At 66.7% G+C, this 13,861-nt stretch carries 16 protein-coding genes, 1 tRNA gene and 1 pseudogene; 7 read left to right on the forward strand and 11 right to left on the reverse strand.

What is annotated here, in order from left to right; genetic code table 11:
- Positions 1-8: 8 nt before the first annotated feature.
- Entirely contained in the window at positions 9-1,280 is a 1,272-nt protein-coding gene (locus EET10_RS27520) for a sulfotransferase family protein (RefSeq protein WP_122502679.1), read from the reverse strand.
- 231 nt (positions 1,281-1,511) lie between these two features.
- Between EET10_RS27520 and EET10_RS27525 the strand changes: the two genes are divergently transcribed.
- A complete protein-coding gene (locus tag EET10_RS27525) occupies positions 1,512-1,937 on the forward strand; it encodes a YbjQ family protein (RefSeq protein WP_051490674.1) in 426 nt (141 codons plus the stop codon).
- 31 nt (positions 1,938-1,968) lie between these two features.
- On the forward strand, positions 1,969-2,331 hold the full coding sequence (locus EET10_RS27530; protein WP_036394368.1) for a hypothetical protein: 363 nt from the start codon (positions 1,969-1,971) through the stop codon (positions 2,329-2,331).
- Positions 2,332-2,647: 316 nt separating this feature from the next.
- Here the strand turns inward: EET10_RS27530 and EET10_RS27540 are convergent.
- The 3 genes from EET10_RS27540 to EET10_RS27550 all read right to left on the reverse strand — a co-directional run bounded on the left by EET10_RS27540 (position 2,648) and on the right by EET10_RS27550 (position 3,759).
- Positions 2,648-2,734: transfer RNA gene (locus tag EET10_RS27540), tRNA-Ser, on the reverse strand.
- A 29-nt stretch (positions 2,735-2,763) separates the two neighbouring features.
- Complete coding sequence (locus EET10_RS27545; protein WP_036395206.1) at positions 2,764-3,222, reverse strand: nucleoside deaminase; 459 nt, start codon at positions 3,220-3,222, stop codon at positions 2,764-2,766.
- 15 nt (positions 3,223-3,237) lie between these two features.
- On the reverse strand, positions 3,238-3,759 hold the full coding sequence (locus EET10_RS27550; RefSeq protein WP_036394367.1) for a tRNA adenosine deaminase-associated protein: 522 nt from the start codon (positions 3,757-3,759) through the stop codon (positions 3,238-3,240).
- A gap of 140 nt (positions 3,760-3,899) precedes the next feature.
- Here EET10_RS27550 and EET10_RS27555 point away from each other — a divergent pair, with 140 nt between their 5' ends.
- Positions 3,900-4,844 (forward strand): prephenate dehydrogenase, encoded by a 945-nt coding sequence (locus tag EET10_RS27555; RefSeq protein WP_036395261.1) that lies wholly within the window; start codon positions 3,900-3,902, stop codon positions 4,842-4,844.
- Here EET10_RS27555 and EET10_RS27560 read toward each other — a convergent pair.
- From EET10_RS27560 to EET10_RS27580, 5 genes are read right to left on the reverse strand one after another with little or no spacing between them, the layout of a single operon-like run.
- A complete protein-coding gene (locus tag EET10_RS27560) occupies positions 4,807-5,406 on the reverse strand; it encodes a putative glycolipid-binding domain-containing protein (RefSeq protein ID WP_036395205.1) in 600 nt (199 codons plus the stop codon). The two genes, EET10_RS27555 and EET10_RS27560, sit on opposite strands and share 38 nt — an antisense overlap.
- Before the next feature lie 4 nt (positions 5,407-5,410).
- A complete protein-coding gene (locus tag EET10_RS27565) occupies positions 5,411-6,157 on the reverse strand; it encodes an ABC transporter permease (protein ID WP_036395260.1) in 747 nt (248 codons plus the stop codon).
- A gap of 5 nt (positions 6,158-6,162) precedes the next feature.
- Positions 6,163-6,843: an ABC transporter permease gene (locus EET10_RS27570; protein WP_036395203.1), complete on the reverse strand. Its 681-nt coding sequence runs from the start codon at positions 6,841-6,843 to the stop codon at positions 6,163-6,165.
- A gap of 3 nt (positions 6,844-6,846) precedes the next feature.
- Positions 6,847-7,941 (reverse strand): ABC transporter ATP-binding protein, encoded by a 1,095-nt coding sequence (locus EET10_RS27575; RefSeq protein ID WP_036395201.1) that lies wholly within the window; start codon positions 7,939-7,941, stop codon positions 6,847-6,849.
- A complete protein-coding gene (locus EET10_RS27580; RefSeq protein WP_036395198.1) occupies positions 7,938-8,885 on the reverse strand; it encodes an ABC transporter substrate-binding protein in 948 nt (315 codons plus the stop codon). The genes EET10_RS27575 and EET10_RS27580 overlap by 4 nt, the downstream gene beginning before the upstream one ends.
- 107 nt (positions 8,886-8,992) lie before the next feature.
- Between EET10_RS27580 and EET10_RS27585 the strand changes: the two genes are divergently transcribed.
- Both EET10_RS27585 and EET10_RS27590 read left to right on the forward strand, forming a co-directional pair.
- Positions 8,993-9,352, forward strand: a complete 360-nt coding sequence (locus EET10_RS27585) for a LapA family protein (protein WP_036395196.1) — start codon at positions 8,993-8,995, stop codon at positions 9,350-9,352.
- Between the two features lie 289 nt (positions 9,353-9,641).
- Positions 9,642-10,221, forward strand: a pseudogene (locus EET10_RS27590) (alkaline phosphatase family protein); the annotation flags it as partial.
- Positions 10,222-10,234: 13 nt separating this feature from the next.
- Here the strand turns inward: EET10_RS27590 and EET10_RS27595 are convergent.
- Both EET10_RS27595 and EET10_RS27600 read right to left on the reverse strand, forming a co-directional pair.
- A complete protein-coding gene (locus EET10_RS27595; RefSeq protein WP_036395194.1) occupies positions 10,235-11,287 on the reverse strand; it encodes a phosphotransferase family protein in 1,053 nt (350 codons plus the stop codon).
- Positions 11,288-11,324: 37 nt separating this feature from the next.
- Complete coding sequence (locus tag EET10_RS27600; protein ID WP_063466785.1) at positions 11,325-11,963, reverse strand: histidine phosphatase family protein; 639 nt, start codon at positions 11,961-11,963, stop codon at positions 11,325-11,327.
- An 85-nt stretch (positions 11,964-12,048) separates the two neighbouring features.
- On the opposite strand from EET10_RS27600, the gene EET10_RS27605 reads away from it, so the two are divergent.
- Positions 12,049-13,086 (forward strand): phosphotransferase family protein, encoded by a 1,038-nt coding sequence (locus EET10_RS27605; protein WP_036395190.1) that lies wholly within the window; start codon positions 12,049-12,051, stop codon positions 13,084-13,086.
- A gap of 1 nt (position 13,087) precedes the next feature.
- On the forward strand, positions 13,088-13,852 hold the full coding sequence (locus tag EET10_RS27610) for an SDR family NAD(P)-dependent oxidoreductase (RefSeq protein ID WP_036395187.1): 765 nt from the start codon (positions 13,088-13,090) through the stop codon (positions 13,850-13,852).
- Positions 13,853-13,861 lie beyond the last annotated feature (9 nt).

The raw sequence follows: 13,861 nt of genomic DNA on the forward strand, positions 1-13,861 counted from the left end.
TCGTCGGGTCAGGACTCGGCGCGCACGTCGAATCTGTCGAAATAGAAGCCGAACCGTTCACGCAGGCGGTCGGCCGAGATACCGAAGTGGCACTGCAGGTCGTAGCGGATTCGTCCGTGCTTGCCGCGCGGATTGCCATCCAGGTACTGCTGAAAGCGCCCACGCACCTCGGGGGTCAATTCGACTCCACCGCGCCGGTAAAGCTCTTGGAGCAACGGCATTTCGTTGCCGCTGAGCCAGTGGAAGCCGACGTCGATGCTGCGCTCGGGCGGAACTGAGGCGCGGTCGCGCACGCAGGCGCGCAGCAGTCGGTGCACTCGGTCAGTCCAATAGTCCAGCAGCCAGGCCGCGTCGATACTGTTGCGGCGCAACCGGTCGGAGTAGGCCATCATGGTGACCGCCGACTGGATCACCGCGACGGGATCGCGGTGCGTGAAAACGACCGTCGCGTCGGGGAAGGTCGCCATCAGGGGGCCCAGTTGCTCACAATGCTGCGGGCTCTTGAGGACCCAGGTACGCGGGCCGCGCAGGAACGTCAACGCCCGCAACACTTTTTTCAGGTAGCCGTAGTGACGGCGTTGGTCCAGCCCCAGATAGTAGTCGCGCCAATCAGGCACTCGCGCATGCCATTCCAAGACATAGGAGGCCATATCCAGGTCGAGGAGTTCCACCTCCTCCTCGATGGCCTCGGGAAAGCGGTCATGCATGGCAGCCACCACCGGCGCAGTGACCATGAGTGCGTCGTGCTCGTGCTTGGCTCGCGCGTAGCGGGGGTCCACCCCGAAGCTGTCGGGGCCCTGGCCGCGAGCCGGAATGGGTTCCTGGCTTTCCCAGTACGGCAGTGCGCGCCGGCGTGGATCGGCGGCAATGAGGTTGACCAGGTGTGTGGTGCCGGATCGCGGCATCCCGACGACGATGAAAGGCTTCTCGATCAAGATCGATTCGATCTCGGGATAGCGCTTGATCAGGTCGGTCAGCGACAAGCGGTTGCGCAGCAGTCGAATCACTCGTTGCCGCAAAGTGCCGCGGGTGAGCTGGGTCAGGCCGGTGTCGCCGTCGATAGCTGCCACGTGCGCGGCCAGCCGGTCGCCGAAGCCGTCGGTGTCGTCCAGGTCGTCGGCTCCTGCCTGGTCGATCGCTTCGGCCAGCATCTGGTCGACGTCGAGCCCGACGGGCCGCGACTCGGTGAAGTTCAGCACCTGGCGCTGCACGTCGGTCAGCGTGGGTGACGTCAGATCGGCGAAGTCGATGTCTGGGATGTCACCGCCCGTAAGGTCCACCGGGTCCCCACTCCCACGCGTCGATCGGAGTCGATCGATTATGACTCAGACGGTATCCGCGAGTGCGGAGCCCTGGTGAAGCCAGGTACACCACCGCTCGATCAGGTGCTCGCCGGCGACGTGGCCAGCGACTACCGCCGAATAGCTGCGCCGCAGCGCCACAGCCGTCGGCGGAGCGGTACCCTGCACCGGGAGCCAAGCCATGGCTGATTTCGGCAGGAAGGTTGTGCGGTGCTCGTTGTCACTACCAATGACATTCCGGGTTGGGAGATCCAACGCGTCTGCGGCGAAGTCTTCGGGCTCACCGTGCGATCACGAAATGCCTTCTCGCAGATAGGTGCTGGCTTCAAATCGATGTTCGGCGGCGAGCTGCAGGGCATGACCAAGAATCTGGCCGAGAGCCGCAACGAGGCGATGGTCCGGCTGATGACCGAGGCGCGCAACAAGGGCGGTAACGCGATCATCGGGATGCGGTTCGACACCACCGAACTCGGCGACGTGTGGACCGAGATCTGCGCCTACGGCACCGCGGTGCAGGCCGTGCCGGTCACCGACGCCGCCCGTTACACCGCCTCGCAGCTCGGGTACGGCGGTGCGCCGCAGCCCCAGCAGCCGGTGCAGCAGCCGGTGCAGCAGCAGCCGTACGGCGCGGGCTGAGACCGGCCGAGAACACGGTAGGTTCGGCGGGATGATCGTGGGGGCCTTCCTGGCCGAATCGGCTTCGGCGGTGGACAACAAGCTCAACGTCTCAGGCGGAGTCTTGTTCCGATACACCCTCGACGCCGACCGGTTGGCGCGGTTTCTGCTCGTGGTGCTCACCCAAACCGAGACCGGTAACCCGGACCGGCGGGTGGACGTCGAAATCTGGCCCCCCACCGACGACGAGCCGTTACGCATGCCGTTCGAGCTGCCCGCCGCCGCCACCACCGCCGAGGTCGGATTCGCGATCTTCGGCATCGAGGTGACCCTGCCGGTCGACGGCCGCTGGGTGATCGTGGTGAGCGGCGGCGCCGGAGCGATCTCGCTTCCGCTGCTGGTGAGTGGCGGCTAGTCGCGATGGTACGGCCGTGGCGGGCGATCAGGACCGTCGGCCTCGCCCTACACAGTGCCATGCAGGTATACATGCACAGTGGCAACCAAGACGCTATCGATCGATCTCGAGGCGTACGAACGTCTTAGGGCTGCCCGACGTTCACCGACCGAATCGTTCTCTCAAGTCATCAAGCGTGCGCACTGGCGCAACGAGGCTCCCACGGCCGCAGCGCTTCTGGATGCACTGACCGGGCGGTCGTCGGCCACTTTCAGGTCGACGGAGCTGGCAGCGTGAATAGAACGCAATATCCCCGATGTCGTGAGACATCACAGGGCGGTGGCGGAGGGATTTGAACCCTCGGACGGTGTTAGCCGTCACACGCTTTCGAGGCGTGCTCCTTAGGCCGCTCGGACACGCCACCGTCGAGCAGCTTACCGAACGGGTGGCCGGTCACCCCAATCGCTGGCGGGCGAAGAACTCCTCCAGCGGTGCGGCGCAGTCCGCGGCCAGCACGCCCCCTCGCACCTGCGGACGGTGGTTGAGCCGGCGGTCGCGGACCACGTCCCACAGCGACCCGACCGCTCCGGTCTTGGGTTCCCAGGCTCCGAACACCAGGCGGGCGACCCGCGCCAGCACCAGGGCGCCCGCGCACATGGTGCACGGTTCCACGGTGACCGCCAGCGTGGTCCCCTCGAGCCGCCAGCCGTCACCGAGCACGGCCGCCGCCGCACGCAAGGCGAGGATCTCGGCGTGAGCGGTCGGATCACCCAGCGCCTCACGGGCATTGACCGCGCGGGACAGCTCTGTTCCGTCGGCGCCGACGACGACCGCGCCGATGGGCACGTCACGCGGACCCGCCGTCGCGGCGACCGCCAATGCGGCACGGATCAGCTCTTCGTCAGCGGTCACCGACGCGATCAGCGGTCACCGGCCGAGGCGGTCGATCACCGCCGACAGTTGCTCGGCGAAGCCCATCTCCCGGGCGATGCGCCCGAGCTGCTCGTCGGCGTAAAGGTCGGTCTCGTCGAGGATGACTCCGAGCACCGCTTCGGGCAGGCCGATGTCGGCCAACAGGCCGAGGTCGCCCTCCTCGAACGGCTCGGCATCCTCGAGGTCGTCGGGATCGATCTCGGCGTCCAGGCTGTCCAAAGCCTCCGCGGCGATGTCATAGTCCAGCGCCGCCGTCGCGTCCGACAGCAGCAGACGCGTCCCCGAGGGTGCGGGGCGCACGATGATGAAGAACTCGTCGTCGATGTCGAGCAGCCCGAACACCGCTCCGGAACTGCGCAGTTCACGCAGTTCCGTCTCGGCGGCCGCCAGGCTGGTCAGCGCTTTCCGACCCATCGCTGCGCAGCGCCATTTGCCCTCTTCACGCATGACGGCAACGCCGAAACCGTCCGGCGCGTCGGCGGACGGGCCCGGCGCGGAGGCCCGTTGTGCTCCCATGGCCGCTTACGCTAGTCGCTGACCAGGCCCGTGACCAGACGGCCCGCTACGACAGCGATGGCCAGCAGCGTCGCGGAACCACATGGAACCACCCACCGTCCGGACAAGTGTGCCAACCTGGGACTGTGCAGACGACACCGGTGTGCGTGCTCGGGCTGGGACTGATCGGCGGCTCTATCATGCGAGCCACGGCCGCGGCCGGCCGCGAGGTTTTCGGCTACAACCGGTCTGTGGAGGGAGCCCACGGCGCCCGGACCGAAGGATTTGACGCCAGCACCGATCTTTCCGCGACGCTGAATCGGGCCGCGGACATCGAAGCGTTGATCGTGCTGGCGGTTCCGATGCCGGCATTGCCCAACATGCTCGCCCATATCCGTGAGTCGGCCCCCAACTGTCCGCTGACCGACGTCACCAGCGTCAAATGCGCGGTGCTCGACGAGGTCGCCGCCGCCGGTCTGCAAGCCCGCTTTGTGGGCGGTCACCCGATGACGGGCACCGCCCACTCGGGCTGGACGGCCGGCCACGGCGGGCTGTTCACCCGAGCCCCCTGGGTGATCGCCGTGGACGACCATGTCGATCCTCAGGTGTGGTCGATGGTGATGACGTTGGCACTGGACTGCGGGGCGGTGGTGGTCCCCGCCAAATCCGACGAGCACGATGCCGCCGCGGCCGCCATCTCCCACTTACCGCATCTGCTCGCCGAGGCGCTGGCGATCACCGCCGCCGAGGTGCCGCTGGCTTTCGCACTGGCCGCGGGCTCTTTCCGGGACGCAACCCGAGTCGCCGGCACCGCCCCGGACCTGGTGCGCGCGATGTGTGAAGCCAACACCGGCCAATTGGTACCGGTCACCGACCGGGTCATCGAGTTGCTGGGCCGCGCCCGCGATTCGCTGGCCGGCCACGGCTCGGTGGCCGACCTGGCCGACGCCGGCCACGCTGCACGCACCCGCTACGAAAGCTTCCCGCGCTCCGACATCGTCACGGTGGTGATCGGCGCCGAGAGATGGCGCGAGCAACTGGCCGCCGCGGGCCGGGCGGGCGGAGTGATCAGATCCGCTCTGCCAATCCTGGATAGTCCACAATGAATCCCTCGGAGTCGACGGTCACGGTGGTATCGGCGACCGGTGACCGGAGCTTGATCCCGTCCAGACGTCCCTCGCTGGTGTAGCTGACGGTGGCCGCGTCGACGGTCATCTCGGGGACATTGACGTAGACCATCGGCAAGGCCAGTGACTCGGCCTTCTCGTGGATTGCGAGGCGCCGGATCGGCAGGGCGTTGAAGAACGGACTGAACACCAAGTCGACGTCGAGCGCACCGTTGTACGCCGCGCGCCGCTCGCCCTGGTGGTCGGTGACCAGCCACATGTTCTCCTCGTCGCGGGCGATCGCAAGCTGCCGTTCCCGCTCGGCCAGCGTGACGGTGAGCCCGAACCGCTTGGTGGCGCCGGACTCGTCGGTCTGCAAGTCGTAGTAGGCGCCGAAGGCCGGATTTGTTGCGGTGGCCGCCGCCACGATGCGGCCGTTGGCCCTGATTCGCTTGCCGGACACCTGGATTCGTACCGATTCCATGCGTGAGACGTCCTGTGCGCGCCAAGTCAACATCGCAGACCAGACACGCCGGGCCGGATCAGAGGGAGCGGAGTTCACACTCCTACCGTAGGACGTGTCCGTCTGCCGTGGCGAAATTGGAGCTAACTGTGACGTCAATTTCGCGATTTGACCTGCTCGCGGGCGTTCTCAGGCGGCCGGTGCCCGGCGCCGACGCCCATACCGCCAACGCCAGCACCGCGTCCAGAGTCAACGCCAGCGCAGCCACCATCACCGCACCGACCAGGGCGATGTGGAATTGGCGCTCCTTGATCCCGTCGATCAGGTAGCGGCCCAGCCCGCCCAGACTGGCGTAGGCGGCCACCGTTGCGGTGGCAACCACCTGCAGCGTCGCGCTGCGCAGCCCGCCGAGCAGCAGCGGCATTGCATTGGGCACCTCGACACGCAGCAGCACCCGCGATTCGGTCATCCCCATGGCCCGGGCGGCATCGACTACCAGTGGGTCGACTCCGGCGATGCCCGCATACGTGCCGGCAAGCAGCGACGGAATGCCCAGCAGCATCAGCGCCCCGATCGGCGGGCCGATTCCCAGCCCGAAAATCAGCACGCCCAGCAGCAGCACACCCAGTGTCGGCAACGCGCGCAGCCCGTTGACCACGGCGACCACCAGCACTTGGCCGCGTCCGGTGTGCCCGATGACCATTCCGATCGGGACGGCGATCACCACCGCAGCGGCCACGGCCAGGGCGGTGTACTCCAGATGCTCCACCGTGCGGGCGGCCAGCCCCGCGGGTCCGGTCCAGTTAGCTGCCGTGGAGAAGTAGGACCAGGTTTGCTCGAGGAAGTTCATCGCTTTCATCGGCTACCGCCGACGATGGTGGATCTGATCCGGCGACGGCCAGCTGACGCGCGCTCCCACGGTGTGGCCAGCCGGCCGGCCAAGCTGAGCACCATGTCGATGACGACGGCCAGAGTGAAGATCGCGATGATTCCGGCCACGATCTGGTCGCTCTTGTCGGTCTGGTATCCCGCCGTGAACCAGGTGCCCAGGCCGCCGATGCCGATCACCGAGCCCACCGAAACCATCGCGATGTTGGTCACGACGACCACCCGCAGCCCCGCCACCAGTACCGGGATCGACAGCGGCAGTTCGACTTTGATCATCCGGCGGATCGGTGAGTAGCCGACCGCGACGGCCGCGTCACGCACCGGCGCCGGCACCGCATCCAGCGCCTCGAGCACGGCCCGCACCAACAGCGCCGTCGTATAGGCGGTCAGCGCGACGATGACGTTGGCCTCGTCGAGGATGCGCGTTTTGATGATCAGCGGCAACACCACGAACAGCGCCAGCGACGGGATGGTGAACACGACGCTGGCCATTGCCGTGGTGAATCGCCGCAGCACCGGCGCGTGCTGCACCGCCAAGCCCAGCGGCACCGCGATCGCCATCCCGATCAGCACCGGAGTCAGCGACAGCCGCAGATGGATCATGGTCAGCACCCAGGCGGCGTCGAGGTGGTTCAGCAGGTAACGCACGCCTCAGCCCTGCCGTCGGCGTGTCACCGCGGCCAACACGTCGTCGGCCAGTACTGCGCCGATCACCTTGCCGCCGCCGTCGACGGCGACGCCCATCGACGAGGGCGCCGACAGCGCCGCATCCAGCGCCTGGCTGAGGTTTCCGTTGGGACGGAACACCGAGCCGACCACCGTCATGACATCCGACAACGCCGCGCCGCCTCGGTGGCGCCGCAGGCCGTCGGCGTCTATCCAGCCCAACGGCGCGCGGCCGTCGTTGACCACCAGCACCCAGCCATCCGGGAGTGGCTTGTCGTGCAGGGTGTTTGCGGTCACGCAGGTGATGTCGTGCAACGGAAGTCCGGCGCCGTCGATGAGTTGCAGCAACCGGTAGCCTCTGCCCAGCCCGATGAATTTCGACACGAAATCGTTGGCCGGGCGGGCCAGCAGCCGGGCCGGCTCGTCACACTGCTGCAGCCGGCCGCCCGGCGCGAACACCGCCACCACGTCGCCGAGTTTGAACGCCTCGTCGATGTCGTGCGTGACGAAGACGACCGTTTTCTGCAATTCGCTTTGCAGACGCAGGATTTCATTCTGTAGGTCATGGCGGACCACGGGATCGACGGCCGAGAACGGCTCGTCCATCAACAGGATCGGCGGGTCGGCCGCGAGAGCCCGTGCCACTCCGACACGCTGTTGCTCGCCGCCGGAGAGTTGCGCCGGGTAACGGGTGGCGACCTTGGGACTCAATCCGACCCGCTCGAGCACCTGGTAGGCGGCTTTGCGGGCGGCCCGGCGCGACTGTCCTTTGAGCACGGGCACCGTCGCGACGTTGTCGATCACCCGTTGGTGCGGCATCAATCCCGCGCTCTGGATGACGTAGCCGATGCCGAGCCGCAACCGCACCGGGTTGACGCCTGCCACGTCGGTGCCGTTGACGGTGACGGTGCCCGAACTCGGCTCGACCATCCGGTTGATCATCCGCAGCGCGGTGGTCTTGCCGCAGCCGGAGGGGCCGACAAAGACGGTAAGCCTGCCCTTGGGGACTTCGAGGCTCAACCGGTCCAGGGCGGTGGTGCCGTCGGCGTACACCTTGGCGACCTTATCGAAGCGGATCATGGCTGGATAGGACGGTCGAAGCCGTTGTCGCGCAACCATTTCCGCGCCGCCTGGTCGGGATCTACGCCGTCATTGCCCGACACCGCGGCATTGAGTTCGGCCATGCCTTCGGTGGTCAGCTTCGCCGAGACCGCATCCAGGACATCCTTGAGGCGATCCGATTTCTTCTGCGAATTGACCAACGGCACAATGTTGCCGGCCAGGAAGTTGTGCTCCGGATCCGCCAGGACCACCAGGTTGTTCTGCCGGATCGCCGGCGAGGTGCTGAAGACGTTGGCGGCGGTGACGGTTCCGTCGACCAGCGCCCGCACGGTCACCGCGCCGCCGCCGTCGTTGATGGTGGTGAAATTGGCTGGCCCGATGTCGAGTCCGTACTTCTGGCGCAGCCCGGGCAGCCCGGCCGGCCTGGTCTGGAATACCGACGGCGCCGCGAACTTCACCTCGGCAGAATGCGCCGCGAGATCGGCGATGGTCGTCAGGTTCCAGTTGCTGGCGGTCGCCTTGGTGACGGTGACGGTGTCAGTGTCGGATGCCGGTGACGGCGTCAGAATCGACAGGTCACCGGGCAACCGCTTGTAGAGCTCCAATTCGACCGCATCCAGCATGGTCACCGTGGAGTCGGGCTGAAAGTACAGCAGCAGATTGCCGATGTACTCCGGTACCAGGTCGATGGAATGGTCTTTGAGCGCCGGTATGTAGGTCTCGCGGCTGCCGATACCCAGTCGCCGCCCGACGTCGAAACCGTTGGCCTGCAACGCCTGTGCATAGATTTCCGCGACGATCTCCGACTCCGGGAAGTCGCCGGATCCGACGACGATCGACTTGATGTTGCCGCTCGCCGTCCCGAACGGGTCGGCGCTGCCGCACGCCGCCACCGGGCATGCCGTCACCAAGCAGACCGCCGCGGCAAGTGTCGCGCGACGCGCGTGCCGCAGCATCCCCATGCCGGTGACACTATCTTGAGCACGATCGGGGCGCCGCAATCGCGCCTGATGCGCGTTTCCCACGCAGCTTGGTTTCATTCCGGCCGGGATGGGAAGAAGATGGCACTATGACCACCAACCCCTCAGGCCCGCGTGAACAGCCGCCCTCGGCTCCCAGACCTCGTGTGACCGCCAAGGACCCGGCGTCCACGTTGACCCGGGCGGGCGCCCTGTGGTCGTCGTTGATCGCCGGCTTCCTGATCCTGATCCTGTTGCTGGTCTTCATCGCGCAGAACACCGCTCCCACCCCGTTCACCTTCTTGGGCTGGCACTGGAGCCTGCCGCTGGGGGTGGCCATCCTGCTGGCGGCCGTCGGGGGTGGGTTGCTGACGGTGGCGGTCGGCACCGCGCGCATTATTCAGCTGCGGCGGGTCGCCAAGAAATCCCACACGCAGGCATTGCGCTCCGCCGGCCCGCCGTCCCGTTGACCGCGCGTCCCGGGCTTTGAGTGAGCAAGGCCCGCACTCGGCGATTGGCGAGCGCCCACGCGGTGTCGAACAGATCGGATGGGTGCTTGCGTCGGCGTCCGCTCACAACCCAATACCCACGCTGCGCCTCCCCCACCACTAACCCCCGGGACGACGGCTGGCTTCGAGTGTGGGACAACGTCATCGCGCCCCGAACGCCCCACCACCCGACATGCCTCGCCGGGCCCGACTCGGAAGCCCAAGGGAAAGCTGGGCAGAACAGCGACTCCCGCGCGCCTACGCCCACCAACTAAGAATATTGTTGTCAAATCCGGCGTTGTGGGAAAAGACCGCGCTGATCGTCAGCTATGACGAATGCGGCACATTCTTCGACCATGTCGTACCGCCCACCGCCCCGGCCGGAACGCCGGGTGAATGGATTCCAACAGTGTCGACATCAACAAAGTCGACGGCTCTGGCGGCATACGGGGGCCAATCGGTTTGGGCTATCGCGTGCCCTGCTTGGTCATTTCGCCCTACAGCCGCGGCGGCCTCATGGTCCACGATACGTTCGACCACACCTCACAACTGCGATTGCTCGAAACGCGATTTGGTGTGCCGGTGCCCAACCTCACCGCTTGACGGCGAAGCGTCACCGGGGATATGACGTCGACTTTCAACTTCGCCGTCCCGCCGAACCCGTCGAAACCCAATTTGGGCCATCCCGGCCTGCAAGCGCTCAAGACCCTGCCACAGTGTGTTCCCAACATCGTATTGGGAGGCCGGAGTTCATACCCTCGGTCGCAATTCCTTATCGGGTACCGTATCCGCAAGTTATGCCCACCCAGGAAACCTCGCCCAGTCGCGGAATTCCCAGCGGTCCCTGCTGAACGGAGACCTTGATTACGACATCGGCTTGGTGATCTCGGCCAGGCCGCGGGAGATCAGCGGCGACACGACGTCGGGCGCGTCGTCCACGGAATCGGCTTGGCCGTCGGCGAGCTCGGACATGCGCCGGCGAAAATCGATGCCGGCTGCGATGATGGCCAGCTTAAAGTAGCCCAGCGCCATGTAGAACTCCCAATGCCCCAGCGACATCCCGGAGACCAGCGAATAACGGTCGGCCAGTTCGTCGGCCGTCGGCAGCAGCGGCGACGTCCAGGCAGCCTGCGCATTGACGATCAGATCCAGCGCGGGGTCGCGGTAGACGCACATCAGGGCCGCGTCGGACAATGGGTCCCCCAGCGTCGACAGCTCCCAGTCCACCACCGCGCGCACCGTCGTCGGGTCGTCAGCATCCAGAATCGTGTTGTCGATCCGGTAGTCACCATGCACGATCGAGGTTCGGCTTTGCTTCGGAATCGCGTGCTGCAGAGCCGAATGCAGTCTGGCGACGTCGTTATCCCGGCGGTCGTCGGGCAGCCGCACCAGGTCCCACTGCGAACCCCAGCGGCGCACCTGCCGTTCCAGGTAGCCGTCGGGTCTACCGAAATCGCCGAGCCCGACCGCGTTCGGGTCGATGCCGTGCAAGTCGACGAGCACCCGGATCAATGCGTCGACGCAGCGGTCGATGACGCGACTGCCGAATGCTTCGAGTTGACCGCGACGGCGCACCACCTGTCCCGCAACGAATTCGACGATCTGGAAGGGGGCGCCCAGTACCGAGCCGTCCTCGCACAGGGCGATGGTGCGCGCCACCGGCACCGGCGTGTCCTGCAGTGCGGCGACAACCCGGTACTCGCGGGCCATGTCGTGGGCCGACGGCGTCAGCCCGTGCAGCGGTGGGCGCCGCACCAGCCAGCTCGTCGCGACGTCGTAGACCCGGAAGGTGAGATTGGAGCGGCCGCCGGAGATCAGCTCACCGCGTAACTCACCGTCACGCTCGACGCCGAGCGAACGCAGATATCCGTCGAGTGCGGCCAGGTCGAGGCCGTCGAGTCCGTGAACCGAAGTCACCGAACTTGTTTACCACCGTCGGTCGCCCGGCTCCCTCTCAGCCCGCGCCACGGCCCGCCTCGTCGCCGAGCAGGCGCCGGTTCCGGGGCAATAGGTCCCACACATGTTCGGTCGCATTGACCGTCACCACCGTCGCCTGACCGGACCTGGAGAACAACAGCCGAGTCACCGAGGCGTAGTCGATGGGGAAAGACAACAGGCGTGCCGTTCCCAGGATCTCGTGCAGCACCACGTTGATCACCCCGCCGTGGCTGAACGCCGCGACGGTGTCGTCCGGATCGGCGGAGATGACGACGTCGTCGACGGCCGCGCGGACCCGCGCGCGGAAGGCATCCTCGTCGACGGCACTGGGTAGATGCCCCTGAGCCATGCGCGCCCATTCCCGCGGGTTTTCTTCACGGATCTGCTCGACGGGGATGTACACGGGAAGGTCGCGGTCGTATTCGGCGAATCGGTCGTCGATGTCGATCGACAGGTCAAACGCCGCCGCGACCGGTTCGGCGGTCTGGACGGCGCGGCGCTGCGGGCTGCTCACCACACGCGAGATGGGGAACCTGGCCAGCGCCTCGGGTAGCCGCGCGACCTGGGCTATGCCGGTGTCCGACAGGTCCGGATCCGAACCTTCGCCGTGTTCGCTGCGCAGCGGCAAAGCATGACGGACCAGAAGCAGTTGCATGGGCCAAGCCTTACATGCGGCTTGCCCGGCGATACCATGCCGCTTGAGAATGTAATTCTCCGAACCGAGAGCGGGTGTGCAGCCAATGACGACTGCCAGCGGAACGCAACTGGACGCCGGCGTCATCGGTCGTTGGCTCGACGCGAACGGCGCACCGGGCGGCGGCGCAGAGCCGGAACTCGAGCAGCTGAGCGGCGGATCCCAGAACGCGCTGTACCTGATTCGGCGCGGTCCCGAGCGCCTGGTGCTGCGGATGCCCGGCCCCCGGGCCGACGCGGCCCGGGTCGACGGGTTGCTGCGGGAAATCCGGCTGGTGCGGGCGCTGTCGGGCACCGATGTGCCGCATGCTGAGTTGATCGGCGCCGACGAGACCGGTTCGGTGCTGGGCATGCCGTTCTACGTGATGCGGGCCGTCGACGGGTGGAGTCCGATGGACGGCGGATGGCAGGCGCCGTTCGACACCGACCTGGACGCCCGGCGCGGGCTGGCGTTCCAGCTGGTCGAGGGTGCCGCCAAGTTGGGCCGGGTGGACTGGCGCGCGCAGGGTCTCGACGGGTTCGGCCGTCCGGAGGGTTTCCACGAACGGCAGGTCGATCGCTGGCTACGCTTCCTGGCCGCCTATCAGGTGCGCGAATTACCCGGCCTGCAGGAGGCCGCCGACTGGCTGCGCCGCAACCGTCCCGCGCACTACACGCCGGGCATCATGCACGGCGACTATCAATTCGCCAACGTCATGTTCGCGCACGGGGCGCCGGCTCGGCTGGCCGCGATCGTGGACTGGGAGATGACGACGGTGGGCGATCCGCTGCTGGACCTAGCCTGGGCGCTGTTGGGCTATGACGGCGAGCAGCCGCGCGCCGACGGGTTCTATCTCGACATGCGCGGCATGCCCAGGCGCAGCGAGCTGCTGGCGCACTACGAGACGATCAGCGGGCTGTCCACCGAGCACATCGACTACTACCTGGTCCTGGCCAACTGGAAACTCGGGATCGTGCTGGAGAAGACGTACGCGGCCGCGGTTCGGCCGGGACCCCGCACAGTGGACCCCAAGATCACCGAAACCTTCGCGGCGATGGTCCCACAGCTCATCGCCACTGCGGCCGAGCTCGCCAAGGCCCGCTGAAATGGGTTATGCGGACCGGCTTTTCGACCTCACCGGTCAGGTGGTGCTGATCACCGGCGGCAGCCGTGGATTGGGCCGCGAAATGGCTTTCGCCGTCGCCCGATGCGGCGCCGACGTGGTGATCGCCAGCCGCAACCTGGACAACTGCGTGGCCACCGCCACCGAGATCGAAGCCGAGACCGGTCGCACCGCGATGGCGTACCAAGTGCACATAGGCCGCTGGGACCAGCTCGACGGGCTGGTCGCGGCGGCCTACAACCGGTTCGGCAAGGTCGACACGTTGATCAACAATGCGGGCATGTCACCGCTGTACGACACGCTCACCGACGTCACCGAGAAGCTGTTCGACGCCGTCGTCAACCTCAACCTCAAAGGGCCGTTCCGGTTGTCGGCACTGGTAGGCGAGCGAATGGTGGCGGCCGGACGCGGGTCGATCATCAACGTCAGCTCCACCGGGTCGCTGCGGCCGGGCGCAGACATCATCCCCTACGCCGCGGCCAAGGCGGGACTCAATGCGATGACCGAAGGTTTCGCCCGGGCGTTCGGGCCTTCGGTGCGGGTCAACACACTGATGGCCGGACCCTTTCTGACCGATATCAGCAAGGCCTGGAATCTGGAGCACGCAACGCAGAATCCGTTCGGTCACCTTTCCATGCGAAGGGCCGGAAATCCACCCGAGATCGTCGGCGCCGCACTGTTTCTCGCGTCCGACGCGTCCAGTTTCACCACCGGCTCGGTTGTCCGGGTCGACGGTGGAATCCCCTGAGAGATAGGA

The organism is Mycobacterium pseudokansasii (assembly GCF_900566075.1).
Taxonomy (GTDB): domain Bacteria; phylum Actinomycetota; class Actinomycetes; order Mycobacteriales; family Mycobacteriaceae; genus Mycobacterium; species Mycobacterium pseudokansasii.

Coding starts and splice junctions, on each gene's coding strand:
- EET10_RS27610 (WP_036395187.1), top strand. CDS start 13,088: ATGGGTTATGCGGACCGGCTTTTCGACCTCACCGGTCAGGTGGTGCTG.
- EET10_RS27565 (WP_036395260.1), bottom strand. CDS start 6,157: ATGAACTTCCTCGAGCAAACCTGGTCCTACTTCTCCACGGCAGCTAAC.
- EET10_RS27600 (WP_063466785.1), bottom strand. CDS start 11,963: ATGCAACTGCTTCTGGTCCGTCATGCTTTGCCGCTGCGCAGCGAACAC.
- EET10_RS27585 (WP_036395196.1), top strand. CDS start 8,993: ATGACCACCAACCCCTCAGGCCCGCGTGAACAGCCGCCCTCGGCTCCC.
- EET10_RS27605 (WP_036395190.1), top strand. CDS start 12,049: ATGACGACTGCCAGCGGAACGCAACTGGACGCCGGCGTCATCGGTCGT.
- EET10_RS27580 (WP_036395198.1), bottom strand. CDS start 8,885: ATGGGGATGCTGCGGCACGCGCGTCGCGCGACACTTGCCGCGGCGGTC.
- EET10_RS27575 (WP_036395201.1), bottom strand. CDS start 7,941: ATGATCCGCTTCGATAAGGTCGCCAAGGTGTACGCCGACGGCACCACC.
- EET10_RS27530 (WP_036394368.1), top strand. CDS start 1,969: ATGATCGTGGGGGCCTTCCTGGCCGAATCGGCTTCGGCGGTGGACAAC.
- EET10_RS27550 (WP_036394367.1), bottom strand. CDS start 3,759: ATGGGAGCACAACGGGCCTCCGCGCCGGGCCCGTCCGCCGACGCGCCG.